This window comes from Pseudoalteromonas sp. (assembly GCF_041629635.1).
In the GTDB taxonomy this organism is placed as follows: domain Bacteria; phylum Pseudomonadota; class Gammaproteobacteria; order Enterobacterales; family Alteromonadaceae; genus Pseudoalteromonas.
On record NZ_JBFKMX010000045.1, the window covers coordinates 1 to 25,825 of the forward strand.

The following is a 25,825-nucleotide window of genomic DNA, read 5'->3' on the forward strand; positions in this document are numbered from 1 at the left end:
CAAATAAGGCTTAATATCTAAGATTGGCGTACCATCAAGTAAGTCAACGCCTGAAAGCTCAAGCCAAAGTTGACCATTTTCATAATGAACAGCTTCAAGTTTAACTGCGCTCATGCCAATACCATTTGGTCTAAAGGTGGCACGTGTGGCAAATACGCCTTTTTTATCATTCCCACCTAAGCGTGGAGGGCGCACTAGCGGTGACCAGCCTTTATCAACCGTTTCATGAAATCGGAAAATAAGCCAAACATGGCTAAAGTCTTCAATACCGCGGACAAATTCTTCACGGTTAAATTCACCTACAAATTTACATTTTGCTTTTGCTTCTGGAATTAGGCTAGGCTGACGAGGAATAGCAAATTTTTGTTTATAGGGAGATTCGATAAAGGCGATGGGGCTTAATTGATAGTCGCTCATAAAACAAACTTAATAGGGCACATAAAAGTGCCTATTTTGCCAGTATTTGAGGTTGATTGATATTATTCTTCTTTCATTTCTTGTTCGAATACTTTTTCAGCTTGCAATGACATTTCTTTCATTTTTTGTGCGTATTTTTGAATACGTTTTTCATCAGCTGTTTTAGCCTCAAATGCGGGTACTGGCACTGGATAGCCAGCTTGATCTGTGGCAACAAAATTAATGATGCAATTATTAGATTCCACCATTTGCCCAGTTTTAGGGTCACCACAGCGTACAGCAATAAATATTTGCATGCTGGTTTTGCCAGTGTTGGCAATTTTGGCTTCTACTTCAACCAGTTGACCCACCAAAATAGGGCGATGGAATTTTATTGCTGCAACCGACACTGTGACACAATAATGGCCGCTCCACTGAGCTGCACAGGCATATCCTGCTTGGTCAATCCACTTCATAACGATGCCACCATGGACTTTACCACCGAAGTTAACATCCGTTGGTTCCGCTAAAAAGCGAAAAGTTACGTTATCTTTTCTCATAATTACTTGATAATCAGTATGTTGTTTATTGAGTATTAGCTAAAAAATTGCTTTTAACAAGTAATAAAAAAGGCATGCAAACTTACGTTTTCATGCCTTTGACAAATACAATTGGAAAATTACATATTAGGGTAGTTAGGGCCACCAGCACCTTCAGGTGTTACCCATGTGATATTTTGACTCGGATCTTTAATATCGCAGGTCTTACAATGAATACAGTTTTGTGAGTTAATTACAAAGGCCTGTTTTCCTTCTACTTCATTGATTTCATAAACACCTGCAGGGCAATAGCGCTGCGCAGGTTCATTAAAATCAGTTAAGTTTTTAGCAAGAGGAATATTCATATCTGCTAGTTTTAAATGGCAAGGTTGATCTTCTTCATGGTTAGTGTTTGATAAAAACACTGAACTCAGTTTATCAAAGCTCAAAATACCATCTGGTTTTGCATAGTTAATCTCAGCATGACGACTTGCAGGCTCAAGGCATGCATGATCAGGTGTTTCATCTTTAAAACTAAATGGTAAAGCTCCATTAAAGATGTTTTGGTCAATTGTGTTATACATGCCACCGAAAAATTTACCTAACTTGTGCATAGCAGGACCAAAGTTTTTACTACTATCAAGCTCTTGGTATAACCATGACTCTTTAAAACGAGTTTCAAAATCACTTAATTCTGTGTGCTCACTGCCCGATGAAATGGCTGCAAAAATGCTTTCAGCTGCCAGCATGCCTGATTTCATGGCGGTGTGATTACCTTTGATCTTGGCAAAATTAAGCGTACCAGCGTTACAGCCAACTAATACACCACCTGGAAAAGTCATTTTTGGCAGAGAGTTTAAGCCACCTTTGGCGATTGCTCGTGCACCATAAGCAATACGTTTACCGTGTTTTAGTGTGTCGGCAAAAATTGCATGATGTTTCATTCGTTGAAACTCATCAAATGGTGAAAGATGAGGATTGCTATAGTTCAAATCGATAATTATACCAACAACTACTTGGTTATCATCACCATGGTACATGTAAGAGCCACCACCTGTGTCTTTATCAAGTGGCCATCCTGCGCCATGTACTACTAGACCAGGTTGATGATGCTCGCTTGGGATTTCCCAAATCTCTTTAAACCCAAGACCATAGTGTTGTGGTGATTTGCCATCATCTAACTTAAAGGTGCTAATTAACTCTTTACCTAAGTGACCACGACAACCTTCAGCAAAAATGGTATATTTTGCGCGAAGTTCCATACCTGGCATAAAACTGTCTTTTTGCTCACCAGACTCACTAACACCCATATCGCCTGTGATAATGCCTTTAACAGTACCGTCTTCTACAATTAATGAATGTGCGCTAAAACCTGGAAAAATTTCAACACCTAAGCTTTCAGCCTGTTCAGCTAAGAAACGACAAACGTTACCCATGGACACAATAAAGTTGTCTTCGTTATGAAATGTTTTAGGCGTTGCAAAAGAGGGTAGTTTTCTTGCTGAAGTTTCACTGCTAAACCAATAAATGTCATCTTGTGTTACTTTGGTTTTAAGCGGTGCATCTAATTCAAGCCAATTTGGCAGTAATTCATTTAATGCACGCGGTTCAAATACGGCACCCGATAAAATATGTGCTCCGACCTCTGAACCCTTTTCAACGACACAAATCATTAGCTCTTGTTCATTTTCTTGTGCTAATTGTGCCAGTTTAATAGCGCTTGATAAGCCTGCAGGCCCAGCGCCTACAATAACTATGTCAAACTCCATGGTTTCACGTTCTACCATGATTATGCCCCTGTTGAATTAAGCTGGTATTTGTTAAACAAATATCCTGTGATGTGCTTTAGCATATTTTAGGTTGACGTTTACGTCAACAGGAAGTAGCCTTAAAACCAAATAACGACTAAATATGTTTACCTAGGTTTACGTACGCGTAAACATTAAAGGAGAGGTTATGAAAATCCTAGTACCGGTCAAACGTGTGATCGACTATAACGTAAAAGCGCGCGTAAAAGCCGACAATAGTGATGTTGATCTTAACAATGTAAAAATGGCGTTAAACCCATTTTGTGAAATTGCAGTAGAAGAAGCAATCCGAATTAAAGAAGCAGGCAAAGCAACTGAAGTTGTGGTTGTTTCGATTGGTGATAAAGCATGCCAAGAACAGCTTCGTACGGCACTTGCTCTTGGTGCTGATAAAGCTATCCAAATTGATACTGATGCACGTTTAGAATCTCTGCACGTGGCAAAGTTATTAGCAAAAGTAGTTGAGCAAGAAAATCCTGAGTTAATTATTCTAGGCAAGCAGGCGATCGATTCAGATAATAACCAAACAGGTCAAATGCTTGCGGCACTTACAGGTCGTGCACAAGCGACTTTTGCATCAGAAGTGGTTGTAGAAGGTGAAAAGCTTAATGTAACCCGTGAAGTTGATGGAGGTTTACAAACCATTGCAGTTAACTTACCTGCCGTAGTCACAACTGATCTTCGTTTAAATGAGCCGCGTTATGCAACGCTTCCAAACATTATGAAAGCAAAACGCAAACCACTTGATGTAATAAGTGCAGCAGATCTTGGTGTTGATCTTACGCCGCGTATTACAACTGTAAAAGTAGAAGAGCCGAGCAAACGTGAAGCGGGTGAAATTGTGGCAGACGTAGCAACGTTAGTTGAAAAACTTAAGAATCAAGCGAAGGTGATCTAATGTCAGTACTTATTATTGCAGAGCATGAACATGGTGTGCTTAAAAGCGACACAGCTAAAGTTGTTTCAGCAACTCAAAAATTAGGTAAATCGATCACGGTATTAGTCGCTGGTCTTAATGTTTCAGAAGTGGCTGCAGCTGCAAGCAAAATTGAAGGCGTTTCAAATGTAATTGTTGCTGATAATGCAGCATTTGAGCATCAACTTGCTGAGAACTTAGCTGATTTAGTTGTTGAACTTGCTGGCGACTATTCGCATATTTTTGCAGCAGCAACCACAACGGGCAAAAACTTTATGCCACGTGTAGCAGCGCTATTAGATAAAGTACAAATTTCAGATATTATTGATGTGATTGATGAAAATACATTTAAGCGCCCAATTTACGCAGGTAATGCAATTGCTACAGTTCAAAGCTCTGAAGAGAAACACATTGTAACTGTTCGTTCGAGTGCGTTTGATGTTGCAGGTGAACAAGCGCCATCGACTGTGTCAACAATTGACGCTGTTAAAGAAAATACCTTAAGCAGCTTTGTTTCACAGCAAGAAACAGAAAGTGAGCGCCCTGAGTTAACCGCTGCCAATGTAATTATTTCAGGCGGTCGTGGTATGCAAAATGGTGAAAATTTTGCATTGTTAAACGGTATCGCTGACAAATTAGGCGCAGCAATTGGTGCCTCACGTGCCGCTGTTGACGCGGGATTTGTGCCAAATGATATGCAAGTAGGGCAGACGGGTAAAATTGTTGCGCCGCAACTCTACATCGCTGTTGGCATTAGCGGTGCAATTCAGCATCTAGCAGGTATGAAAGATTCAAAAGTCATTGTTGCAATTAACAAAGATCCTGATGCGCCAATTTTCCAAGTGGCTGATTATGGTTTAGTTGCAGACTTATTTGACGTACTTCCTGAGTTAGAAGCCTCATTATAAAACGTTAAGTAGTATTCCAGTTGTTCAAAGCCTTGTTATTAACAAGGCTTTTTTATTAGGATGAGTATGAGAGTTAACTCTTTTATCTATGCTCGAGTATCTCATTAATTCAGTATCTAGGTGTATTTGGAACCTTGTAAGCTAAAGGGTATTAGCACCTTCGCTATGCAGTTATTGATTAGTTACCTTATAAAACTGTTCTTAGGTTATTAATTGGCATAAAAAAACCGGCATTTAAGCCGGTTTATTACAAAATAAACGATGTATGTTAGTAAGTCGCTGAACCTTTGGTACGTGGGAATGCGATAACGTCACGTACGTTACCCATACCTGTTACGTAAGCTACAAGACGTTCAAAACCTAGGCCAAAACCTGAGTGAGGAACTGTACCGTACTTACGTAAGTCGCGATACCAAGAATAGTCTTCTTTATCTAAGCCCATTTCTTCTAAACGTGCATCTAATACGTCTAAACGCTCTTCACGTTGAGAACCGCCGATGATTTCACCAATACCAGGTGCAACTACGTCCATTGCTGCTACTGTTTTACCGTCTTCATTTTGACGCATGTAGAATGCTTTGATGTCTTTCGGGTAGTTTTTGATAACTACAGGTGCATTAAAGTGCTCTTCAGCAAGGTAACGCTCGTGCTCAGATTGTAAATCTACACCCCATTCAACAGGGAATTCGAATTTTTTACCACAACCTTTTAAGATTTCAACGGCATCTGTGTAGTCAACTTGCGCGAAGTCTTTTTCAACGAAATCTTCTAGACGAGAAATAGCGGTTTTCTCTACACGTTGCGCAAAAAATTCCATGTCATCACGTCGCTCTTCAAGAACTGCTTTAAATACGTATTTAAGCATGTCTTCTGCAAGTGCAGCAATATCGTTTAGATCAGCAAATGCAACTTCAGGCTCTACCATCCAGAATTCAGCTAAGTGACGAGATGTATTTGAGTTTTCTGCACGGAATGTTGGACCAAAGGTATAGATTTTTGACATTGCAGAGCAGTATGTCTCACCATTTAGTTGTCCAGATACCGTTAAAAACGCTTCTTTACCGAAGAAATCTTCACTGTAATCGATGTCACCTTTATCTGTAAGCGGCAAGTTTTGCATATCTAATGTAGATACGCGGAACATTTCGCCTGCACCTTCACAGTCACTTGCTGTGATAATTGGTGTTGAAATCCACACATAACCACGCTCGTGATAAAAACGGTGGATTGCTTGCGATAAACAGTTACGTACACGTGTTACCGCACCGATAATGTTAGTACGAGGACGTAAATGTGCATGCTCACGTAAGTATTCAATACTGTGACGCTTTGCTGCCATTGGGTAAGTGTCTGGGTTTTCTACCCAACCAAGTACGTCAACTGATTCAGCTTGAATCTCAAATGATTGTCCTTGGCCTTGTGATTCAACGATTGTACCAACCACAGAAACAGAACAACCTGCAGTTAATTTAGTCACTTCATCATAATTATTGAGCGAATTCGGTACCACAGCTTGAATAGGATCGAAACAACTACCGTCATGAACGGCTAAGAAAGAGATTCCTGCTTTTGAATCGCGACGTGTACGGATCCAACCTTTAATAGTAACGGTTGCACCTACTTCTACACGACCTTTCAAAAGATCTGTGATAGCTATATGGCTCATTTTCACTCCAATGATTAAAATGCCTAAATAAAATTCTTTTTGTTCTCACTTAGCATGCGCTAAGAAAGTTTGTTATCTTACCTGTGAAAGAAAAATAAAAAAACAGCAAATTTAGCGTTAATTGGTAATAAGCTAACAAAATAGCTAATTTTCATTCACGAAAAGTAATATGAGTACAGAAAGGCGCAAAAACAAGAGTGTTCGACAATTCGTTATCCATGCATTGTCTATTACCGCTTGGTTCTTTTTTATACTTGCATTAATAATGTTTCATTATGCGCGGCCCGAACTTGAATATGGAATAATGCGCTATTTCGGTATGGATTATCGTGACCACTGGCTAATTAAACCGCGTAATCTGCTGATTCTTTTTTTGATACTAACTGGTATTATGTCGAGTATTTCGCTTTTTGTACGCCAACATTACAATCGTCGCTCACAAGACAGTATTGGCGTAAACCAGATTAGTTTATTAATTGTTTGCATTTTTTGTTTATTGGTTATTGTATTTAAATGAAACAAGTATTTATATTAAGAGGGCTTCCAGGCTCTGGGAAAAGCCATTACGCACACAACTTGTGTGATGAAATGGTAAATGGTGATGAAGCACAATTTGTTGTGTGCTCTACCGACGACTTTTTTATCACCGATGGTGAATACCGTTTTGATAAAGCGAAGTTAAGTGAATATCATAACCTTAACCTAGCGCGTTTTATTCGAGCGCTTAGTCAACAAATTCCTTTAGTGATTTTGGATAATACCAATATTAAAAAATGGGAATTTGCTGCTTACGCTGAAGCTGCACATGCACTTGGCTATCAAGTAAAAGAAGTGGTAGTTGGTGAAATTAAAGACAAAGCGATGCAGCATTTATATTACCAGCGTAATATTCACAAAGTTCCGCTTAAAACAATTAACAAAATGGCTTACCAATTTGAATGGTAAGCCATAAATGGTGCCATCACAGCATTGTTTTGATTGCATCAATAATTTGAATTAACTCTTCATCCTGCATCACATAAGGCGGCATCATATAAATTAGTTTACCGAAAGGTCTAAGCCAAACACCTTTTGAAATAAGGTGTTTTTGTACTGCCGCAACATCAACTGGGTGTTTCATCTCAACCACACCGATTGCGCCAAGAATTCGCACGTCGGCCACTGAGTCATAACTGACAAGTGGTGTTAAATGAGTTTTCAAACAAGTTTCAATACGCGAAATAGTGTTTTGCCAATCACTTTCAAGTAATAGCTCTATACTTTTATTAGCCACTGCACATGCTAATGGGTTTGCCATAAAAGTTGGGCCATGCATCATTACGCCAGCTTCGCCTTCACTGATCCCAAGCGCGATTTTGTCACTGGTAAGGGTGGCCGATAATGTCATATAACCGCCTGTAATTGCTTTTCCAATACACAATATATCAGGCTCAATATCAGCATGTTCAACGGCAAACATTTTGCCTGTGCGACCAAAACCAGTAGCGATTTCATCACAAATTAAAAGCACATTGTACTTGTTGCAAAGCTCTCTTACGGCTTTTAAATAATTAGCATGGTAAAAGTTCATACCACCGGCATTTTGCACGATTGGCTCAAGAATAAATGCCGCTACATCATTGTGGTGCTCGGCAAAATGTTGTTCAAGTACCTTAATTTCACTCCCATCAAACGCGTCATTAAAACGGCTTGTTGGTGCTGGCACAAAATAATGCTCTGGTAAAAAGCCTTTATACAAAGAATGCATGCTGTTTACAGGGTCGCAAACGCTCATCGCAGCAAACGTATCACCGTGATAGCCCTTACTTAACGCCATTAGCTTATTTTTTGTGTTAATGCCTTTACTTTGCCAGTATTGCATTGCCATCTTAATAGCAACTTCAACCGCAACTGAGCCTGAATCTGCGAAAAAGATACGAGTAAGCGATGGGGGCGTTATTTCAATTAACTTTTTACCAAGTTCAACAGCAGGACGATGGGTTAATCCACCAAACATTACATGGCTCATTTGGTCGACTTGTTCTTTAATCGCTTCATTCAGTATTGGGTGATTATAGCCATGGAGCACACTCCACCAAGATGCCATACCATCGAGTAATTTTTCACCGTTTTCAAGGTAAATGTGAACGCCACTTGCATGTGTTACGGGATATACCGGCAATGGGTTTATCATTGAAGTGTAGGGGTGCCACAAGTGATTTTTATCAAAATCCAAATCGATTGTATTATTAATATTCAAATGTAAACCTTGTTATAACTTGCTTGGTTGACAATTAAGAGTTGCTGCGTAGACTAGCGAAATTAAGTTCGAGAAACAATTAAAAAAGAGAATTCCATGGAACAAGCACAGGTTCGCAATGATTGGACGCTTAGTGAAGTAAAAGCGTTATTTAATATGCCGTTTAACGACCTGCTTTTTCAAGCAGCCAGTGTGCACCGTCAAAACTTTAATCCCAATAAAGTACAAATTTCGACATTACTTTCGATTAAAACAGGCGCATGTCCAGAAGATTGTAAGTATTGCCCGCAATCAGGTCATTACAAAACAGATCTTGAACGTGAACGTTTAATGGAAGTAGAAAAAGTTGTTGAGCAAGCACGTATTGCTAAAAGTAAAGGCGCAACACGTTTTTGTATGGGTGCAGCATGGTCTGATCCGAAAGATCGCGATATGCCATACATTGAAAAAATGGTTAAAGAAGTTAAAGAACTCGGCCTAGAAACCTGTATGACCTTAGGTATGCTTGATAACGATAAAGCGCATGCACTAAGAGATGCAGGTCTTGATTACTATAACCATAACTTAGACACATCGCCTGAATATTATCAGCAGATTATTACAACACGTACTTACCAAGACCGTTTAGATACTCTAGATCATGTGCGTGATGCAGGTATGAAAGTATGTTCTGGCGGTATTGTGGGTATGGGTGAAGAAGCAAAAGACCGCTACGGCTTACTAATGCAATTAGCCAACCTACCAAAACAACCGGAAAGTGTACCAATCAATATGCTAGTTAAAGTAAAAGGTACACCGCTTGAAAATGTAGATGACTTAGATCACTTTGAGTTTATTCGTACCATTGCGGTAGCGCGAATTATGATGCCTAAGAGTTATGTACGTTTAAGTGCAGGGCGCACAGCGATGAACGAGCAAATGCAATCAATGTGTTTCTTTGCTGGTGCTAACTCAATCTTTTACGGTGATAAGTTATTAACTACTGATAACCCTGAAGCTGACAGTGACATGATGCTTATTAAAAAGTTGGGTATGTCACCTGAAAGTGTTGAAGATTATTCTGATGAGGCCTATGCCGCATCACTTGAATCTGCAATTGCTGATAAAGAAACCTCAGAATTATTTTACCCAGCATAAATGGCGTTTGAGTATATTCAAAAGGCACTTGTTGAACGCAAACTAGTGTCTTTATACCGCACACGAATTGCGTTTGATAAGGTCGGGCCGCGTACTTTAACGTACCAGGGGCGTGAATACCTAAACTTTGCATCGAACGATTATTTAGCACTCAGCCAAGCGCCTATCAATTCGCTTGAATCACAACTTGGCAGTACTAGCTCATCGTTAGTGACGGGTTATCAACATGCACATTTGGCGTTAGAGCAGTATTTAACAGAAACACTTAAATACGATGCGTGTTTATTGTTTAATTCTGGCTTTAGTGCCAATGCCAGTGTGCTTAAAAGCTTAATGAATGCACCTGAAAGTGAAATATTTCAAGATAAGCTCAATCATGCCAGTTTGATTGACGGTGGTTTAGCGGCAAGTGCTACTAATACACGTTTTAATCATAACGACCTCAAACATTTAAAGCGCCGCTTAGAAAAGTCAAAAGCAAAACACAAACTGATTGTGAGTGAAGGTGTGTTTTCAATGGATGGTGATAATGCGCCAATAGAAGACCTTGCAACGATAGCATCTGAACATAATGCATGGTTAATGATTGATGATGCCCATGCATTTGGTGTGATAGGTGAAAATGGACTTGGTAGCGCGACAAAGATTAAGCCTGAGATACTAATAATTACCTTTGGCAAAGCATGTGCGAGTAGTGGTGCTGCGGTGCTTTGTAGTCAAGAGGTAGCTGATTATTTAGTACAATTTAATCGTGATTATACCTATTCAACAGCTATGTCACCGTGGCTGGCAAGCGCAACTTATGTGCGCTTACAGCAGGTGTATAATGCATCGATTGAACGTCAAAAGTTGCAACATAATATTCAGTATTTTAGAGCGCTTGCTGCAGAGCAGAAATTAGCATTAATGCCTTCAAATAGTGCAATCCAACCACTGGTATTGGGTGATAGTGAAGCGTGTTTAAAGCTGAGTGGTTATTTGAAAGAAAAGGGTATTTGGCTAACAGCCATTAGACCGCCAACTGTACCTCATAATACAGCAAGGTTAAGGATCACATTAACAGCCGCGCATCAGCAAGATGATATTGACCAATTAATAAGCCACCTTGTTACAGGCCTAAAGACGTTATGAGTCAACTATTAAACGCCCAAAAGAAAATTATCGCGCAGCATTTTTCAAAAGCAGCCGAGCGTTATCACAACCATGCTCATGTGCAAAAACAGGCAGCTGACATCTTAATTAAATCATTAGATACTGATTATGGCGTCGCGCTTGATTTAGGTTGTGGCCCGTTTGTTAACTCGTTTGAGCTTAAAAAACGCTGCAACACTGTGATCAGTATGGACTTAAGCCAAGCGATGTTACAACAACAGGTGACACCCAGTGTGTGCGCTGATATGGATAACTTACCGTTCAAAAATAATAGTTTTGACTTAGTTTTTAGTAATTTTGCAATGCAGTGGAGCAGCAATTTACCAGCACTATTTCAATCACTTTATGCTGTATTGAAACCGGGTGCTCGAGCGCATTTTAGTTTAGTGGCTGACGGTACGCTTAGTGAGATGATAAACGCCTTTGCAGTTGTTGATTCAAAACGTCATATCAATCAGTTTGTGTCACAAAATGAAATAGAAGCTGCGTTAAAACAAACCACGTTTAAACGTATTTCAACTAGTTTTTGTCATCACAAAGTATTTTACGAAACAGCAAAAGAAGCACTTAACTCGATTAAAGAGATTGGCGCCAACCATAAAGTGAATAGCGGTGAAAAATCCACTGGTTTAATGGGCAAAGAAAAATATAAAACATTGTTGGCTAATTATGAAAAAGAACAATCGCAGTTTCCAGTTAGCTATCATGTTGCTTACATAGTGATAGAAAAATGAAATCAATATTTATAACAGGCACTGATACTGAAGTAGGTAAAACCCATGTGTCTAGCCTTCTAATTAAATACATTAAACAATTTCAAAAAGCTGTGACAGGGTTTAAACCAATTGCAGCTGGGGCAGAGCGTGCATTTGGCGAATTGGTAAATGAAGACGCGTTAACATTGATGGAATCAGGTAATGTTGCATTACCATACAAGTTAATTAACCCCTACGTTTTTGAACCACCTATTGCCCCGCATATTGCAGCTAAACAGGTGGATGTAACCATTACCAAAGCAGAATTGTCGCAGCACCTTAAAGTGTTAAACCAGCAAGAACTTGATCATCTTATCGTGGAAGGTGCCGGTGGCTGGGCGCTGCCAATAAATGACACTGACTTGTTATCAGAATGGGTTGCCGAGGAAGGGTTGCCCGTGATTATGGTGGTGGGTTTAAAACTTGGTTGTTTAAATCATGCACTTCTCACATTGAGTCATATAAAACAAAGTGGCGCAAAATGTGTTGGTTGGATAGCAAACTATGTTGATGAGCATATGCTTGAGCAAGATGAAAATCTCGCAACGTTAAAAGCGCGACTAGATTGCCCGTTACTTGCAATTGCACCGAATACTCAAAATGAAAAACCTAAGCTTCAAGTGTATAAAGAACTGAATACGGTACTGAAACTAGATAACTGAATTTAAATCAATTTCACATAAATTTTAATCTGTATTTAGTAACCAATAATATTTGTGTCATTTTGTAAATTTATCTTGAATCTAGCGCTATTGACACTATATAAAGCAGTAGAAAACACGTTTTGAGGTAACAATGAAAAGAGTCGTTCTGTTTTTAATTACTAACTTAGCGGTAATGCTAGTGTTAGGTATTGTACTGTCAGTGATTATGTCAGTACTGGGTATAGAGCACCGTAGCTTAGGTGGTATTTTACTTATTGCTACATTATTTGGTTTTGGTGGCTCATTTATTTCACTGTTTATGTCGAAATGGATGGCTAAAAAATCAACTGGCGCACACGTAATTGAGCAACCACGTTCAGATGTTGAAAAGTGGTTAGTTGAACGTGTTGCAGAACAAGCAAAAAAAGCCAATATTGCGATGCCAGAAGTGGCAATTTACGACAGCCCTGAAATGAATGCATTTGCAACAGGACCAAGTAAAAACAATTCACTTGTCGCAGTAAGCACAGGCCTTTTACATAATATGAGTCAAGACGAAGCAGAAGCCGTGCTTGCTCATGAAGTATCACACATTGCAAATGGCGATATGGTAACCCTGACACTTATCCAAGGTGTGGTGAATACCTTTGTAATTGCTATTTCTAAGGTGTTAGCAGGAATTGTAGATAATTTCCTAAATAGCGATGAAGAAGAGTCAGGTGGTTCTTGGACTTATTTTATCTTTGATATGATTTTCCAAGTTTTATTCGGTATTTTAGCAAGCTTTGTTGTAGCGTATTTCAGCCGTCAACGTGAATTTGCAGCCGATAAAGGTGCGGCAGATTTAGTGGGTGCACATAAAATGCGTGCAGCACTTGAGCGTTTAAAAGTAAATCACCCATCACAACTTGAAGGGTCGATGATGGCGTTTGGTATTGCATCGGGTAAAGGGTTAATGGACTTAATGAGCTCACACCCACCGCTAGATGCACGTATTAATGCGTTAAAATAATCTATGTGAACATACACTAAAAAGGCGCCATTAGGCGCCTTTTTGTTTTTCACGTTCGATTTGATTAGGCAAAAGTGTTTCAATAATTTCTTTTGCCGGAATGGTATAACGCGTACCGCCAAACATTACCGATGTATTTTCGTCGATATCGGTAATGCCTGTTAATGTCCAACCTTCGCCGCGCTGTTTGCAAAAAACAGTTGTGGTAGGTGGGATTACTTTGAATTTTGTCATCTAACACCCTAGCGATTAAAAACGATTGGCGTAATTTACCTTAGGATGGCGTTAATTCACAGTTTTTAATTGAGAAAACCCCGCGATTATTGGATAATTCGCAACTCGCAATCCCACATCGCGAAATAAAATATTTTATATTTCACACTGTAAATGAGGCATATTCAGCAGCTTTTATATTGTGAATTAAGTGCCTAACGATAAGGAGTGACTATGACTGTTGGCATTATTATGGGTTCAAAATCAGATTGGCCTACCATGCAACATGCTGCCGAGATGCTTGATAAATTCGGTGTTAAGTATGAAACAAAAGTGGTTTCAGCTCACCGTACGCCACAGTTATTAGCCGATTATGCCAGCACTGCTGCTGAGCGTGGAATTAAAGTGATTATCGCCGGCGCCGGTGGTGCAGCACACCTTCCTGGAATGGCTGCAGCCTTCACAAGCCTTCCTGTATTAGGTGTTCCAGTTAAATCAAAAGCACTTAACGGTGTTGATTCACTTCTTTCTATTTGCCAAATGCCAAAAGGTGTTGCGGTTGGTACTTTGGCTATTGGTGAGCCAGGTGCAGCTAACGCAGGTTTACTTGCAGCACAAATTTTGGGTTGCCAGCAGCCTGAGCTACTAGCAAAAATTGATGAGTTCAGAAAGAACCAAACAGAAACTGTTTTAGCGAACCCAAATCCAGCAGAGTAATATGAATATTTTAGTGTTAGGGGCAGGCCAGTTAGCACGTATGATGAGCTTAGCTGGTGCACCACTTAATTTAAATATCAAAGCGTATGATGTTGGTACTAAACAGGTAGTTCACCCACTGACATTACACGTATATGAACAAGATTTAACAGCAGCGATTGCCGAGAGTGATGCAATTACCGCAGAGTTTGAACACATTCCTGATGATGTGCTTGCTCTTTGTTGCCAAAGCGGCAAATTCTACCCAGGTAAAAATGCTATCAAAGCTGGCGGTGATCGCAGTATTGAAAAAGCGTTACTTGATAAAGCCGGTGTTAACTGCGCTCCATACCAATTAATTACTGAACGTGCACATTTAGACAAGGCTATTGCTAAGTTAGAGTTGCCGCTTGTAATTAAAACGTGCCAAGCAGGTTACGACGGTAAAGGCCAATGGCGTATCAAAGCAGATTCAAATGTGGATGATATTTGGTCTGAAATGGCGGAATTTATTGCAAGTGGTACAGCAGAATTCCCGCATACCATTATTGCTGAGAAGATGATCCCATTTAACCGTGAAGTGTCTGTTATTGGTGCGCGCGACAAACAAGGTAATACCGCTGTTTATCCGGTCACTGAAAACGAACACACAAACGGTGTACTGACACTATCAATTGCATCAGACATTGATGCTGGCATTCAATCTCAAGCATTAGACGCATTTAATAAGTTAAGTGCAGAAATGGATTATGTTGGTGTGCTTGCTATTGAGTTCTTCGATGTTAATGGCGAGCTTATGGTGAATGAAATTGCACCGCGTGTTCATAATTCAGGACATTGGACTCAGCAAGGTACGGTATGTAGTCAGTTTGAAAATCATCTTCGTGCAGTTGCAAATTTACCGCTAGGTGATACGCAGATAATTGGCCCAAGTGCGATGATCAATGTACTTGGTCAAGCTGATATTCCAAAAGAAGTGTTAACTGTTCCTGGTGTAACTAGTCATTGGTATGGTAAAGGTGTTCGTGCGGGTCGTAAAATGGGCCACATTAACGTTGTTGCTAACAGTGATAAAGAACTTGGTGAAAAGTTAGCGCAGCTTGCAAATTATTTACCTGAAGACGCCTATCCAGGTGTTGCTGCACGTGCAAAGCTACTAAGTAAATAATTCTACCAACAAACTGACACAACTGGTGTGTCAGTTTGTTTCACTTTGTATATCCACTTCAACATAAAAAGGCACTGTTGCATTAGAAATGTATTTGCCTTGTAACAACCGCTCTTGCCCTTTTAAACCTTGTTCGTAATGGGTTTGTTTATTGCGCAGCATATTTTGCCAAAAGTCACCAATATCAAGTGAGATAATTGACTCATTGCCATCGCAATAAAAATGTTGATAGCGAGACCAGTTAGCAAGCTCATCTTGTTTAAGCCATTTAGCCATACTTGTTTTATCAGGTCCGCGATAAATGCGTAATCTAAATTTGCTCATAACAGGTTAACCTTCTTCCGTATATGTTAAGGGTAGACAATGGCTTGCAAGTTTGAGAAATAAATTTAAATTATTTGAATAAATTTTGAACTATTCTGGAAGGGGCACGGTCTATTACTATGAAACGACAATTAATCATTTCGTTTCGACCTAAATTGCTAGCGCAGAGTATTCGGCCAACACCTCGTTGGCCTTTTTTTGCGACAAATGTAATCGTCAAAATCACATATTTAAACGATAAGAACAGTTTTAATTTGCAATGTAGTTTGATTAAATTGAGTTAATTTAAACTATAAAAAAACACCCATGTATAATAAATCTCTTATCGCGTTAGCTGTTACTGCATGTATCAGTATAACAGGTTGTAAAACAACCGATTCACAACAACAAGCATCACAAACTTTCCCAACCGTTGTTGAAACAACAACACACCAGGGACCTGAAACAATCACACTTAAACAAGCAATGGAACATCCTGATTGGTTAGGCCGTCAGCCTGAACGTGCATTTTGGTCACTTGATTCAAACGCGGTTCATTATTCGCGTAAACAAGCAGGCAATGAGTTAAGAGATACATTCACAAAATTACTTAGTGGTGAAGGCAATGGGCAATTAGTTAGTCTTGATAAACTGCACACCCTAGGGGCAAAACAGCTTACATATAGCCAAGATAATAAATGGGTTGCCTATACCTTCAAAGGGAATATCTTTGCGTTAGAGCAGTCAAGCGGCCAGCTAAAGCAATTAACCTTAACTGACGATAGTGCATCTCAGCTTCAATTTTTAACATCGGGTGAATTGTCTTACCGTGTTAAAGATAGTTTTTATAAAGTAAATGTTGAATCTGGCATGCGTCAGCAAATTGTTGCATTAAAAGCGGCTGACAAACCAACAGGTGTTGCTGAACCAGCTAGCTACATTGCAAAAGAGCAACATAAACTGATTGATTTTGTGGCGCTTACTTACAAAAACTCAAAAGATAAAGAAATTTATAATCAAAAGCTTACAGAGCAAAACAACAGTATCATGAACGATACTTATTACCTTGGTAAAGGTAATCGTATTGTTAGTGCAGTTTTATCTCCAGCGGGCGATAAGTTAATCACTGTTATTAGTGAAAGCAAACCTTGGCGTGATGATGGCGATATTATGCCAAATTATATTGGTCAAAACGGTGAAATTGTTGCTGAAAAAGTACGTCGTCGCGTAGCGGATACAAAACCATCTGGTTCTGAACTTATTCTTATCAATTTAGAAGAAAACACGCAAACAATTTTGCCGTTTGATACATTACCGGGTTTTGACGAAGATGTTTTAGCGGATGTTAAAGCTGAAAATGCAAAAGCAGAGGGTAAAACGTACAACTCTGAAAACGTGCCACGTCATATTAATTTAATGATGGACTGGGGCTGGTCACAAAGTGCAATTCAATGGAATCAATCGGGCTCTCAAGTTGCAGTAATGCTAGAAGCGTTTGACAATAAAGACCGTTGGATAGCAACCGTTGATTTCAAGCAAAACACGCTTGTATCGCAACATCGTTTACATGACAAAGCATGGGTAAATTACACTTACAACAACTTTGGCTGGTTAAATCAGCAAGACGATACGCTTTATTATTTGTCTGAAGAGTCGGGCTATAGCCACATTTATACAAAACCGCTAAAGGGTAAAGCCAAGCAAATTACGAAAGGCCAGTTTGTTGTATCAGAATTAACACAAGCGCGTAATAGCCAATCTATTTTTTACAAAGCAAATAAGAAACACCCTGGCATTTATGAAATTTATAAACTAGATCTGACCACGGGGGAAAGTAGCGCTCAAACTGATTTAAATGGTATGACGGATTACCAGTTAAGCCCTGATGAATCAAAGTTATTACTGACACATTCTAAATTAGCGTTACCGCCAGAACTGTATGTATCAGATGTTGATGGCGAAAAGGTGACGCGTTTAACTAATACTGTTTCTGAAAAGTTTTTAAATACCCAACTTATTGCACCAAAAGTGGTTGCGGTGCCATCGAGCCATACAGATCAGCCAATTTACGCAAAAGTGTATTATCCGCGTGATTATAAAGAAGGTGAGACAGGCAAAGCACGTAAGGCGGTTATTTTTAACCATGGTGCAGGTTATTTACAAAACTCTCATTTAGGATGGTCAGGTTACTTCCGCGAATTTATGTTCCATTCTTTCCTTGCTGAGCAAGGTTATGTGGTAATGGATATGGATTACCGCGCGTCTAAAGGCTATGGCCGTGATTGGCGCACCGCGATTTATCGTCATATGGGTAAACCAGAAATCGAAGATTTGGCAGATGGTGTAAACTGGATGGCAGATAATGCCAATGTAAATAAAGAACGCGTGGGTACCTATGGTGGCTCATATGGTGGCTTTATGACATTTATGGCGTTGCTAACGCGTCCTGAATTATTCCAAGCAGGCGCTGCACTTCGTCCTGTGTCTGACTGGGCATATTATAATAACCCATACACCTCAAATATCCTAAATCACCCAGATGTTGATCCAATAGCATACAAACGTAGCTCGCCAATTTACTTTGCAGAAGGGCTTGAAAAACCGCTACTTATCAACGCACCTATGGTTGATGATAATGTATTTTTCCAAGATGTAGTGCGTTTGGTACAGCGTTTTATTGAGCTTGAAAAAGAAAACTATGAAACGGCGATTTATCCGGTGGAACCACATGGTTTTAAACAACCATCAAGCTGGTTAGATGAATATCGTCGCATTTATAAGTTATTTGAACAGAACTTATAATTTAAACAGTTAAAAGGCCGCTTCGCGGCCTTTTTTAATGCGTTAGTTGTTTACGTAGTGCGTTACGGTTTAGCTTGGCATAAACAAATATCCCTGAAATTGCACCAATTAAATGTGCTTCTATTGCCACTCGCGCTTCAATTAGTTCACCAAGTTCAGCACTTGGCCCGGTATATTGCTCCCACGCAATTTTTAGCCACACTCCAATAAATAGTAAGTAGCCTGTTTTCATTCCCTTTTGGCAATCGATTAACGCACCGATAATAATTAGGCCATGCAAAACACCGCTAAGCCCGTTATACAGGGTATTTTCTGGGTAGAAAATATAGATACCACCACCGGTGTAAAGTGCCAGGAGTAATAAAGCTAAGGCATATTTTTTACTGTCATAATATTCGCCGTGTAGTGCCCAAATAAGGGCAACTCCAGCTAAATTAAGCATTAAATGGTAGCTGTTAGAATGGCTAAAATGACCCGTTACAATACGCCAATATTCGCCTTTGGCAAATAGGGCACGGTTATATTCGAACAATTCACTTAACGGCGTCGCAAAAATGATAAGTGCGGTAAGTATTAAAATAATAGGGGCAGAGATAAATCGCTTTTCAAATGGCAGGTTTAACATAAGTGATAGGTGTTAATAGGCATTAAATGTAGGTAAGATTATCACAAATAAACAGATTCCATAATTATGAAAAAACTAAAACAAACTCTCTCTCGCGTAATTCTGGCGTCAAGCTTAGTATCACTCAATAGCTTCGCAACTATTGTGGGTGAACCAGAAGCTAGTACAGGATTCACAGAAAAACAACAAGTTGTTGCAAATAAATACATGGTTTCAGCAGCAAATCCCTATGCCGTAAAAGCAGGCGCTGCAGTACTTGCAAAAGGGGGCAGTGCGGTTGATGCTGCTATTGCCGTGCAATTAGTACTAACCTTAGTAGAGCCGCAATCATCGGGTATTGGTGGTGGCTTATTTCTAATGCATTATGATAAATCACAGCAACATCTAACTAGCTTTGATGGCCGTGAAACAGCACCTGCAAAAGCCACTGAATCACTCTTTTTAGATGACAAAGGTAAACCTATTCGTTGGATTGAAGCGGTTGTTGGCGGTCGTTCAGTTGGGGTACCAGGCGCTCTTGCAGCGCTTAATCAGGCGCATAGCCGTTATGGTAAATTACCTTGGTCAGAACTGTTTGTTGATGCAATTAAGTTAAGTGAAAACGGCTTTATTGTATCCCCGCGATTAGAAAAGCTTGTTAGCCTTAAAATAAACCCAGGTGTTTCTTTAATTGATAATACCAAAGCCTACTTTATGCCAAATGGTGAGCCATTAAAAGCCGGAATAGTTAAGAAAAACCCCGAGTTAGCAGCGCTGTATCGTGAAATAGCAGAAAAAGGCGTTTTGGCATTTTACCAAGGTGATAATGCCAAACAATTAGTAAACACAGTGACCAAGTCAGATATTGCGCCCGGTATAATTTCAGAGCAAGATCTTGCTAACTATCGTAGTGTTGAACGCAAGCCTGTTTGTGCACCTTATAAAGCTTACAACGTATGTTCAATGGCACCACCTAGCTCTGGTGGCATTACCGTGTTACAGATTATGGCACTGTTGGAGCAAAGCAATGCGCCATTAAAAGAAAATTGGGATGTTGACTCTGTACATGCCTTTACACAAGCGTCAAGATTGGCGTTTGCAGATAGAGACTTCTACATCGCAGACCCTGATTTTGTAAAAGTACCTACCGAAAATATGTTAAACGCTGCGTATTTAAAAGAGCGTAGTTTGCTAATTAGTAATTCGGATATGGGGCGTGCATTACCGGGTAATTTTTCAACTGATTGGTCAGTAGCGCAAGTTAATTATGAACAGCCCAATACCTCGCATGTATCGATTGTAGACGCTGACGGAAATGCTGTGTCTATGACAACATCCATTGAAATGGGTTTTGGCTCCGCACTAATGGTGAATGGCTATTTACTCAACAACCAACTTACAGATTTTACATTTAACCCACAAATTGATGGTGAACCTGTTGCAAATCGTGTTGAGCCTAATAAACGCCCGCGTTCTTCAATGGCACCGGTAATGGTATTTAATCAAGATGGAACGCTAAAATTAGTAATTGGTTCACCGGGTGGTTCACGCATCATAAACTATGTCGCTAAAGCGCTTGTTGGCATTTTAGATTTTGGCTTGTCACCGCAACAAGCAATTGAACTTGCAAATATTACAAATCGCAATCGTGTAACCACGTTAGAAAAAGACTCGGATATCGTAAGCTTAAAACCGGCGCTCGAAGCAAAAGGCCACACCGTAGTTATTCGCGACTTAAATTCGGGTATTCATGCTGTGATGATTGAGGGTGAAAAACTACTTGGCGCAGCCGATCCTCGCCGTGAGGGCATTGCTTTAGGGCAATAAACCAAAGCACGTAAATAAAATGCTAGTAATAAGTTAAACTTGGTTAATTCTTCGCATCAACCATTGCTTTAACTTATTGCTGCTTAGATAATGTTTTCAATTATCCGTTAATTATCTTATAGTTTTGCATTTTTAAACTTTAGTTTAATAATTAAAGCTATTACAACACACCACCAAGAATATAATGACAGAACACACACAAAAGAATTACTTGTATATCCCGTATGCAGGGCCAACGCTGATTGAAACACCTCTATTGAATAAAGGCAGTGCTTTTAGTCAACGTGAACGTGAACAATTTAACTTAGCGGGTTTATTACCGCCAATTTTTGAATCCATTGAAGAGCAAGTTGAACGTTGTTATCAACAATATAAAAGTTTCACAAATAATCTGAATAAGCATATTTATTTACGTGCTATCCACGATACTAATGAAACGCTTTTCTTCCGTTTAGTGCGTGATCATTTAGAAGAAATGATGCCTATTATCTACACGCCAACGGTAGGTGAAGCATGTGAGCGTTTCTCAGACATTTACCGTAAACACCGTGGCTTATTTATCTCGTATGAAGATCGCCATAACATTGATGACATTTTACGTAACGCCACTAAAGGTAAAGTCAAAGTTATCGTGGTTACTGATGGTGAACGTATTCTTGGGTTAGGTGATCAAGGTATCGGAGGTATGGGTATTCCAATTGGTAAATTATCTCTTTATACCGCTGTGGGTGGCATTAGCCCAGCATATACGTTACCTGTAATGCTTGATGTGGGTACTAATAACCAAACATTACTTGACGATCCTATGTATATGGGTCGTCGCCATAAGCGTATTTCACAAGAACAATATGATGAATTTTTAGATTTATTCATTAACGCAGTGAAACGTCGTTGGCCAAATGTGATGCTGCAATTTGAAGACTTTGCACAGCCAAATGCGATGCCACTACTGCAGCGCTACCGCGATGAAATTTGTAGTTTTAACGATGATATTCAAGGTACTGCATCGGTAACAGTAGGTTCATTACTGGCTGCGTGTCGCGTGAAAGGTGAAGCCCTTTCATCACAAAAAGTGGTGTTTGTTGGTGCAGGATCTGCTGGTTGTGGTATCGCAGAGCAGATCATTGCGCAAATGGTAAGCGAAGGTATCAGCGAAGCACAAGCTCGTTCACAAATCTTTATGGTTGACCGCTTTGGGTTATTGACAGAAGGTATGAGCGACCTACGTGATTTCCAAGAAATCCTAACGCAGAAGAAAGACGCGTTAAGTGACTGGAGCTTTAGCGGTGACTATGCAGCGCTACTCGATGTAATGCATTGTGCAAAACCTAACATTTTAATTGGTGTATCAGGTCAGCCAGGCTTGTTCACTGAACAAGTTATTAAGGCAATGCATCAGGGCAGTGAGCAACCAATTATCTTCCCATTGAGTAACCCTATTAAACAAGTAGAAGCAATGCCAGAAGATGTGATTGCTTGGACAAATGGTGAAGCAATTGTTGCAACGGGCAGCCCATTTGAGCCTGTTAGCTTTAATGGTAAAGAACATGTTATACCGCAGTGTAATAACAGTTATATTTTCCCAGGCATTGGTTTGGGAGTTGTTGCAGTAGGTGCTAAGCGAATTACTGATGAAATGCTAATGGTTGCAAGTGAAACCTTAGCTGCTGCGTCACCACGCGCAAATACAAGTGAAGGAAGCTTGTTGCCACCATTAACACAGGTTGAATCCCTTTCTAAGAAAATTGCCTTTAACGTTGCAAAAAAGGCGATTGAACAAAGCGTTGCGCTTGAAATTTCAGATGAAAAGCTAGCAAGTTTAATAGAAACGAACTATTGGTTACCTGAATACCGTGACTATAAGCGCGTAAGCATTTAATCAAGGTTTGAAAAAGCCCTGTAATTGCAGGGCTTTTTTTTTGTATTTGTTAAAAGTGATATTTAACTAATAAATTCACATTGTTTTCGTTCACACCATCAATGCCAAATTTATCAATCCAATAAACATATTCAATGCCTACATACAGTTTTGAATCTAAATTAAGGTGTGGTGCAACATCATATTTTAATTGTGACGTAAGATTCATTTGTGAAACACTGTTATCACGGCTGGTGGCATAATCCATAAAGCCGTCATAGTAGAGCGGTCCGATAGGTAACCCCCAAGTAATGGTTGTTTGGTAATTGTTATCGCCATGCTCGTTATTACGGTAATAAAGATTCACATTAACAAAGTCGAAATAGGGCACATTAATTCCTGCACCTACACCATATAAGTAATTTGTTAAGCTAGAGCCAAAACCATCATGAGATGAAAAATTTCCATATTCGATAGTGGTTGCAACATACAGTGCTTTGACTGGGCTGTTTTCAAAATCAGTAATTTTGAAGCGTGGTGAAAATTCACCGTAAATTTCTTTATCACCATTACTTGATTCAAGACGGTCAACAAAGGTAAAGCTATCTCCCCAACTTGTAACAGCAAAGTGCTCTAGTGTCATAACTTGTTTTTTTCTATCACCCACTTCGTAATTATTACCATTCAAATAGCTTACACTAAAGTCAGAAAAGTGTGTTTTTGCAATAATACTTGATGAAAAGCAAAGGGAAGATAAAGTTGCTAAAAGCGAAAGCGTTTTCACATAGACCTCATTAAATCTATTAATCATATTTTTAATAGAATTTTAGCAGAATTTATTTAACTGTCAGAAAATACATAAAAATTAAGAGGTTTATTTCTGTTTTTATAATCAGTTAGGCAATTTTAAGCTTTTAGTCAGTGTATTAAATGATTGTGTAGATTTTTTTGATGGAATACTTAACAAAATAAAGCCTGACTAAATAGGGTAAGTATGTGCTGATAAATATTATAAGGAACACCCTATAAACAACTCACAAAAGCATCATTATGGCGCTATTTGCAATACCTTGTATGTAGTTATACAAATTCTCAATCAGACACGCAAAAAGACGTGGAAATTATAGAGGTAACCGCGCAAAAACGTTCTCATAGTTTACTACAAGTGCCCCTAGTTGTAGATTCGATAAGTAGTGATATTATTGAATAAACAAACTCATTAAAGCTAAGCGATATTGATGAATTTGTTCCTGGTTTTTCATTTAATGATGGCAATGTAACCCAAGCAGATGTGACCATGCGCAGTGTTTCAAGCCCTAACATTAGCGACGGTGGTGACCTATCTGCTGCCAGTTTTTTTGATGATGTCTATATGCCAAGGGCTGCTCAAAACGTAATTTTCAGTGACGTTCAGTGTGTGGAGGTGCTGAAAGGGCTACAAAGCATTTTATTTGGCCGAAATGCTGCAACGGGTGTTGTAAATATTATCCCTAACAGTCCGGATGCTGAAACAAATGGTTTTGTGAAAGCGAATCTTGGTAACTTAAATCTAAAACGATTTGAGGGTATGGCCAACTTAGCAGTTACAGAGAACTTATTTGTAAGAGTTAATGGGCTTTCTAATCAACGAGATGGAAATATCGAAAACCAGTTTTTCATTGCTTTGGATGGAAATGACGAGAACCATAAAGCTGCACGCATTGCCGTTGATACTTCGATACTGGGACAAGGTAAAACAAGCACCGCCAGAAGCAATTGGCATCAGTGAATACACAAAATTTGCGAATCCTTTTTGCTGGTAAGTTTGAAAATGACGTATTTAACTACGTAGAAAGCCGCTATATGGATGCGTTAACACTCAAGGTTGAATCACAATTAACGAGCGAATGGTCTGAAAAATTAGCGTGAAGATGGGGTCTGTAACACGCCATTTTGAGACCTGAATAACGAAGATAGTGATATTTTTTAAAAGCGAGTGAATAATCTCTTTGCATTATCTTAGATATAGATGTCATAACACCCTTTAAATTTAAGTTGGAAAAGTGTCAACCTTATTTAGGACGGGGCAAAGAATTTAAATAGGGCGTTATTACGCCCTTTATTATTAATGATACGAGTTAAAAATAAACGCGCACACCTAGTTGGATATTACGACCAGGTAATGGCGCAATATCTTTGATAAATGACGTATGACTAAATGCTAATTCATCCGTTAAGTTTTGCACCTTGGCAAAAATATACGAGTCAGCATTAAGCACATCTAAATTATATTTAGCTGCAATATCGAATAAGGAGTAGCTTTCTGTATTGCTTTCATGTGCACCCAGTTTATTTTGTTCAAAGTAATGGGTTGCTGAGAAATTTAGCTGCAGAGAATGCCAGTCATATTCTGCTTCAAAACCTAGTTTGTTTTGGGGAAAACGCGGTAAATACTCGGTTGTGTCTTTTACATCGTTTCGAATATGATCACCAATTAGTTTAACAAGCAAATCGTTTGAAACTTGGTAGTGCACATCAAATTCAATACCGTATAAATCTACATCGGCGTATTGATATTGGAAAACACGCGTTGCTTCATCAGCATCATGTCCATGTGATAAGAATTCTTCCAGTGAAAGCATTTCATCATGGTGTGAATCAATTACTAATCCGGTATCTTGTTGGAAGTAAAAATTATCAATCTGATTATAAAAAGCATTAATGGTGTAACCAAAATCGCCGTTAAATTTACGCAAGGTTAAATCAAGGTTATTTGATGTTTCTTGTTCTATATTCTCAGGTTCAAAATGGATTTCGCCTTCTTCGATTTCATAGCCCAAACCGAGATCATAAGTCCCTGTTGCAATGTGCAAACCATTTGAAAGTAGTTCAGCTGCGCTTGGTGCACGCTCTGAATGACCAAGTGACAGTGAGATTGAATGACCATCTTGGAAATTCCAAATACTACCGGCTGATAAACTCATGCTATCGAATTCACCTAGATAGGCAAACTCTTCACCTTCATGATGTTCTTCTTCATGGGCGTGATCATCATGTCCTGCTTCCATATGAATTTCAGGTGCATCAATTTCAGTAGTTTCAAAACGGCCACCTAATTCGAATCGAAAATCACCGATTGATTTCTCTTCTAAAAGGAATAGGGCATGTTGTATTGTGTCACTGTTTGGCGTAAATGCTTCTTC

Annotated in this window: 24 protein-coding genes and 1 pseudogene; 15 read left to right on the forward strand and 10 right to left on the reverse strand. The window is 39.3% G+C overall.

The features are described from left to right. From tsaA to ABYD77_RS08465, 3 genes are all read right to left on the reverse strand, one after another. Positions 1-417: tRNA (N6-threonylcarbamoyladenosine(37)-N6)-methyltransferase TrmO (gene tsaA / locus ABYD77_RS08455; protein ID WP_372768877.1), on the reverse strand; the 417-nt coding region annotated here is incomplete at its 3' end. A 62-nt stretch (positions 418-479) separates the two neighbouring features. Then, positions 480-956, reverse strand: a complete 477-nt coding sequence (locus ABYD77_RS08460; protein WP_372768879.1) for an acyl-CoA thioesterase — start codon at positions 954-956, stop codon at positions 480-482. 119 nt (positions 957-1,075) lie between these two features. After that, the gene (locus tag ABYD77_RS08465; RefSeq protein ID WP_372768881.1) at positions 1,076-2,722 is read right to left on the reverse strand and encodes a 4Fe-4S dicluster domain-containing protein; all 1,647 of its coding nucleotides are present in this window, start codon (positions 2,720-2,722) and stop codon (positions 1,076-1,078) included. A 169-nt stretch (positions 2,723-2,891) separates the two neighbouring features. On the opposite strand from ABYD77_RS08465, the gene ABYD77_RS08470 reads away from it, so the two are divergent. Further along, on the forward strand, positions 2,892-3,641 hold the full coding sequence (locus ABYD77_RS08470) for an electron transfer flavoprotein subunit beta/FixA family protein (RefSeq protein WP_372768883.1): 750 nt from the start codon (positions 2,892-2,894) through the stop codon (positions 3,639-3,641). Further along, the gene (locus ABYD77_RS08475) at positions 3,641-4,567 is read left to right on the forward strand and encodes an electron transfer flavoprotein subunit alpha/FixB family protein (protein WP_372768885.1); all 927 of its coding nucleotides are present in this window, start codon (positions 3,641-3,643) and stop codon (positions 4,565-4,567) included. Before ABYD77_RS08470 ends, ABYD77_RS08475 begins: the two co-directional genes overlap by 1 nt. Positions 4,568-4,835: 268 nt before the next feature. On the opposite strand, the gene asnS is transcribed toward ABYD77_RS08475, so the two are convergent. Beyond that, positions 4,836-6,233, reverse strand: a complete 1,398-nt coding sequence (gene asnS, locus ABYD77_RS08480) for an asparagine--tRNA ligase (RefSeq protein WP_372768887.1) — start codon at positions 6,231-6,233, stop codon at positions 4,836-4,838. A gap of 513 nt (positions 6,234-6,746) precedes the next feature. Here asnS and ABYD77_RS08485 point away from each other — a divergent pair. Next, complete coding sequence (locus ABYD77_RS08485; protein WP_372768889.1) at positions 6,747-7,178, forward strand: AAA family ATPase; 432 nt, start codon at positions 6,747-6,749, stop codon at positions 7,176-7,178. A 16-nt stretch (positions 7,179-7,194) separates the two neighbouring features. Here the strand turns inward: ABYD77_RS08485 and bioA are convergent, their stop codons facing one another. After that, positions 7,195-8,472, reverse strand: a complete 1,278-nt coding sequence (gene bioA, locus ABYD77_RS08490; protein WP_372768891.1) for an adenosylmethionine--8-amino-7-oxononanoate transaminase — start codon at positions 8,470-8,472, stop codon at positions 7,195-7,197. A 96-nt stretch (positions 8,473-8,568) separates the two neighbouring features. Between bioA and bioB the strand changes: the two genes are divergently transcribed. The 5 genes from bioB to htpX all read left to right on the forward strand — a co-directional run bounded on the left by bioB (position 8,569) and on the right by htpX (position 13,172). Then, complete coding sequence (gene bioB, locus ABYD77_RS08495; RefSeq protein ID WP_038641515.1) at positions 8,569-9,609, forward strand: biotin synthase BioB; 1,041 nt, start codon at positions 8,569-8,571, stop codon at positions 9,607-9,609. Next, on the forward strand, positions 9,610-10,740 hold the full coding sequence (locus ABYD77_RS08500; RefSeq protein WP_372768893.1) for an 8-amino-7-oxononanoate synthase: 1,131 nt from the start codon (positions 9,610-9,612) through the stop codon (positions 10,738-10,740). After that, positions 10,737-11,495, forward strand: a complete 759-nt coding sequence (gene bioC, locus ABYD77_RS08505; RefSeq protein ID WP_372768895.1) for a malonyl-ACP O-methyltransferase BioC — start codon at positions 10,737-10,739, stop codon at positions 11,493-11,495. Before ABYD77_RS08500 ends, bioC begins: the two co-directional genes overlap by 4 nt. Beyond that, complete coding sequence (bioD, locus tag ABYD77_RS08510; protein WP_372768897.1) at positions 11,492-12,178, forward strand: dethiobiotin synthase; 687 nt, start codon at positions 11,492-11,494, stop codon at positions 12,176-12,178. The genes bioC and bioD overlap by 4 nt, the downstream gene beginning before the upstream one ends. Positions 12,179-12,311: 133 nt before the next feature. Beyond that, complete coding sequence (gene htpX, locus ABYD77_RS08515; RefSeq protein WP_010560065.1) at positions 12,312-13,172, forward strand: protease HtpX; 861 nt, start codon at positions 12,312-12,314, stop codon at positions 13,170-13,172. 30 nt (positions 13,173-13,202) lie between these two features. On the opposite strand, the gene ABYD77_RS08520 is transcribed toward htpX, so the two are convergent. Beyond that, a complete protein-coding gene (locus tag ABYD77_RS08520; RefSeq protein ID WP_372768899.1) occupies positions 13,203-13,406 on the reverse strand; it encodes a hypothetical protein in 204 nt (67 codons plus the stop codon). Between the two features lie 213 nt (positions 13,407-13,619). Here ABYD77_RS08520 and purE point away from each other — a divergent pair, with 213 nt between their 5' ends. Beyond that, positions 13,620-14,102 (forward strand): 5-(carboxyamino)imidazole ribonucleotide mutase, encoded by a 483-nt coding sequence (gene purE, locus ABYD77_RS08525; RefSeq protein ID WP_274760157.1) that lies wholly within the window; start codon positions 13,620-13,622, stop codon positions 14,100-14,102. 1 nt (position 14,103) lies between these two features. After that, positions 14,104-15,249, forward strand: a complete 1,146-nt coding sequence (locus ABYD77_RS08530; protein ID WP_372768901.1) for a 5-(carboxyamino)imidazole ribonucleotide synthase — start codon at positions 14,104-14,106, stop codon at positions 15,247-15,249. Positions 15,250-15,279: 30 nt separating this feature from the next. Here ABYD77_RS08530 and ABYD77_RS08535 read toward each other — a convergent pair whose 3' ends face one another. Next, a complete protein-coding gene (locus ABYD77_RS08535; RefSeq protein ID WP_372768903.1) occupies positions 15,280-15,573 on the reverse strand; it encodes a hypothetical protein in 294 nt (97 codons plus the stop codon). A gap of 306 nt (positions 15,574-15,879) precedes the next feature. Between ABYD77_RS08535 and ABYD77_RS08540 the strand changes: the two genes are divergently transcribed. Next, on the forward strand, positions 15,880-18,354 hold the full coding sequence (locus ABYD77_RS08540) for a prolyl oligopeptidase family serine peptidase (RefSeq protein ID WP_372768905.1): 2,475 nt from the start codon (positions 15,880-15,882) through the stop codon (positions 18,352-18,354). Positions 18,355-18,388: 34 nt separating this feature from the next. Here ABYD77_RS08540 and rrtA read toward each other — a convergent pair whose 3' ends face one another. After that, the gene (gene rrtA / locus ABYD77_RS08545; protein WP_372768907.1) at positions 18,389-18,979 is read right to left on the reverse strand and encodes a rhombosortase; all 591 of its coding nucleotides are present in this window, start codon (positions 18,977-18,979) and stop codon (positions 18,389-18,391) included. 66 nt (positions 18,980-19,045) lie between these two features. Between rrtA and ggt the strand changes: the two genes are divergently transcribed. Continuing rightward, positions 19,046-20,785, forward strand: coding sequence for a gamma-glutamyltransferase (gene ggt, locus ABYD77_RS08550; protein WP_372768909.1), 1,740 nt, complete (start codon positions 19,046-19,048; stop codon positions 20,783-20,785). A 184-nt stretch (positions 20,786-20,969) separates the two neighbouring features. Beyond that, positions 20,970-22,664, forward strand: coding sequence for an NAD-dependent malic enzyme (locus ABYD77_RS08555; protein WP_372768911.1), 1,695 nt, complete (start codon positions 20,970-20,972; stop codon positions 22,662-22,664). A gap of 49 nt (positions 22,665-22,713) precedes the next feature. Here ABYD77_RS08555 and ABYD77_RS08560 read toward each other — a convergent pair whose 3' ends face one another. Beyond that, entirely contained in the window at positions 22,714-23,427 is a 714-nt protein-coding gene (locus ABYD77_RS08560; RefSeq protein WP_372768913.1) for a nucleoside-binding protein, read from the reverse strand. 447 nt (positions 23,428-23,874) lie between these two features. On the opposite strand from ABYD77_RS08560, the pseudogene ABYD77_RS08565 reads away from it, so the two are divergent. Together ABYD77_RS08565 and ABYD77_RS08570 are read left to right on the forward strand one after the other, a co-directional pair. After that, a pseudogene (locus ABYD77_RS08565) lies at positions 23,875-24,411 on the forward strand (TonB-dependent receptor plug domain-containing protein); the annotation flags it as partial. Next, complete coding sequence (locus ABYD77_RS08570; RefSeq protein ID WP_372768915.1) at positions 24,408-24,551, forward strand: hypothetical protein; 144 nt, start codon at positions 24,408-24,410, stop codon at positions 24,549-24,551. The pseudogene ABYD77_RS08565 and the gene ABYD77_RS08570, both read left to right, overlap by 4 nt. Positions 24,552-24,760: 209 nt before the next feature. On the opposite strand, the gene ABYD77_RS08575 is transcribed toward ABYD77_RS08570, so the two are convergent. Beyond that, on the reverse strand, positions 24,761-25,825 hold a 1,065-nt coding region (locus tag ABYD77_RS08575; RefSeq protein WP_372768917.1), incomplete at its 5' end, for a TonB-dependent receptor.

Coding starts and splice junctions, on each gene's coding strand:
- ABYD77_RS08520 (WP_372768899.1), bottom strand. CDS start 13,406: ATGACAAAATTCAAAGTAATCCCACCTACCACAACTGTTTTTTGCAAA.
- htpX (WP_010560065.1), top strand. CDS start 12,312: ATGAAAAGAGTCGTTCTGTTTTTAATTACTAACTTAGCGGTAATGCTA.
- ABYD77_RS08540 (WP_372768905.1), top strand. CDS start 15,880: ATGTATAATAAATCTCTTATCGCGTTAGCTGTTACTGCATGTATCAGT.
- ABYD77_RS08485 (WP_372768889.1), top strand. CDS start 6,747: ATGAAACAAGTATTTATATTAAGAGGGCTTCCAGGCTCTGGGAAAAGC.
- purE (WP_274760157.1), top strand. CDS start 13,620: ATGACTGTTGGCATTATTATGGGTTCAAAATCAGATTGGCCTACCATG.
- bioD (WP_372768897.1), top strand. CDS start 11,492: ATGAAATCAATATTTATAACAGGCACTGATACTGAAGTAGGTAAAACC.
- ABYD77_RS08530 (WP_372768901.1), top strand. CDS start 14,104: ATGAATATTTTAGTGTTAGGGGCAGGCCAGTTAGCACGTATGATGAGC.
- ABYD77_RS08500 (WP_372768893.1), top strand. CDS start 9,610: ATGGCGTTTGAGTATATTCAAAAGGCACTTGTTGAACGCAAACTAGTG.
- ABYD77_RS08470 (WP_372768883.1), top strand. CDS start 2,892: ATGAAAATCCTAGTACCGGTCAAACGTGTGATCGACTATAACGTAAAA.
- asnS (WP_372768887.1), bottom strand. CDS start 6,233: ATGAGCCATATAGCTATCACAGATCTTTTGAAAGGTCGTGTAGAAGTA.
- ABYD77_RS08475 (WP_372768885.1), top strand. CDS start 3,641: ATGTCAGTACTTATTATTGCAGAGCATGAACATGGTGTGCTTAAAAGC.
- bioB (WP_038641515.1), top strand. CDS start 8,569: ATGGAACAAGCACAGGTTCGCAATGATTGGACGCTTAGTGAAGTAAAA.
- bioC (WP_372768895.1), top strand. CDS start 10,737: ATGAGTCAACTATTAAACGCCCAAAAGAAAATTATCGCGCAGCATTTT.
- ABYD77_RS08460 (WP_372768879.1), bottom strand. CDS start 956: ATGAGAAAAGATAACGTAACTTTTCGCTTTTTAGCGGAACCAACGGAT.
- ggt (WP_372768909.1), top strand. CDS start 19,046: ATGAAAAAACTAAAACAAACTCTCTCTCGCGTAATTCTGGCGTCAAGC.
- ABYD77_RS08465 (WP_372768881.1), bottom strand. CDS start 2,722: ATGGTAGAACGTGAAACCATGGAGTTTGACATAGTTATTGTAGGCGCT.
- ABYD77_RS08535 (WP_372768903.1), bottom strand. CDS start 15,573: ATGAGCAAATTTAGATTACGCATTTATCGCGGACCTGATAAAACAAGT.
- ABYD77_RS08555 (WP_372768911.1), top strand. CDS start 20,970: ATGACAGAACACACACAAAAGAATTACTTGTATATCCCGTATGCAGGG.
- rrtA (WP_372768907.1), bottom strand. CDS start 18,979: ATGTTAAACCTGCCATTTGAAAAGCGATTTATCTCTGCCCCTATTATT.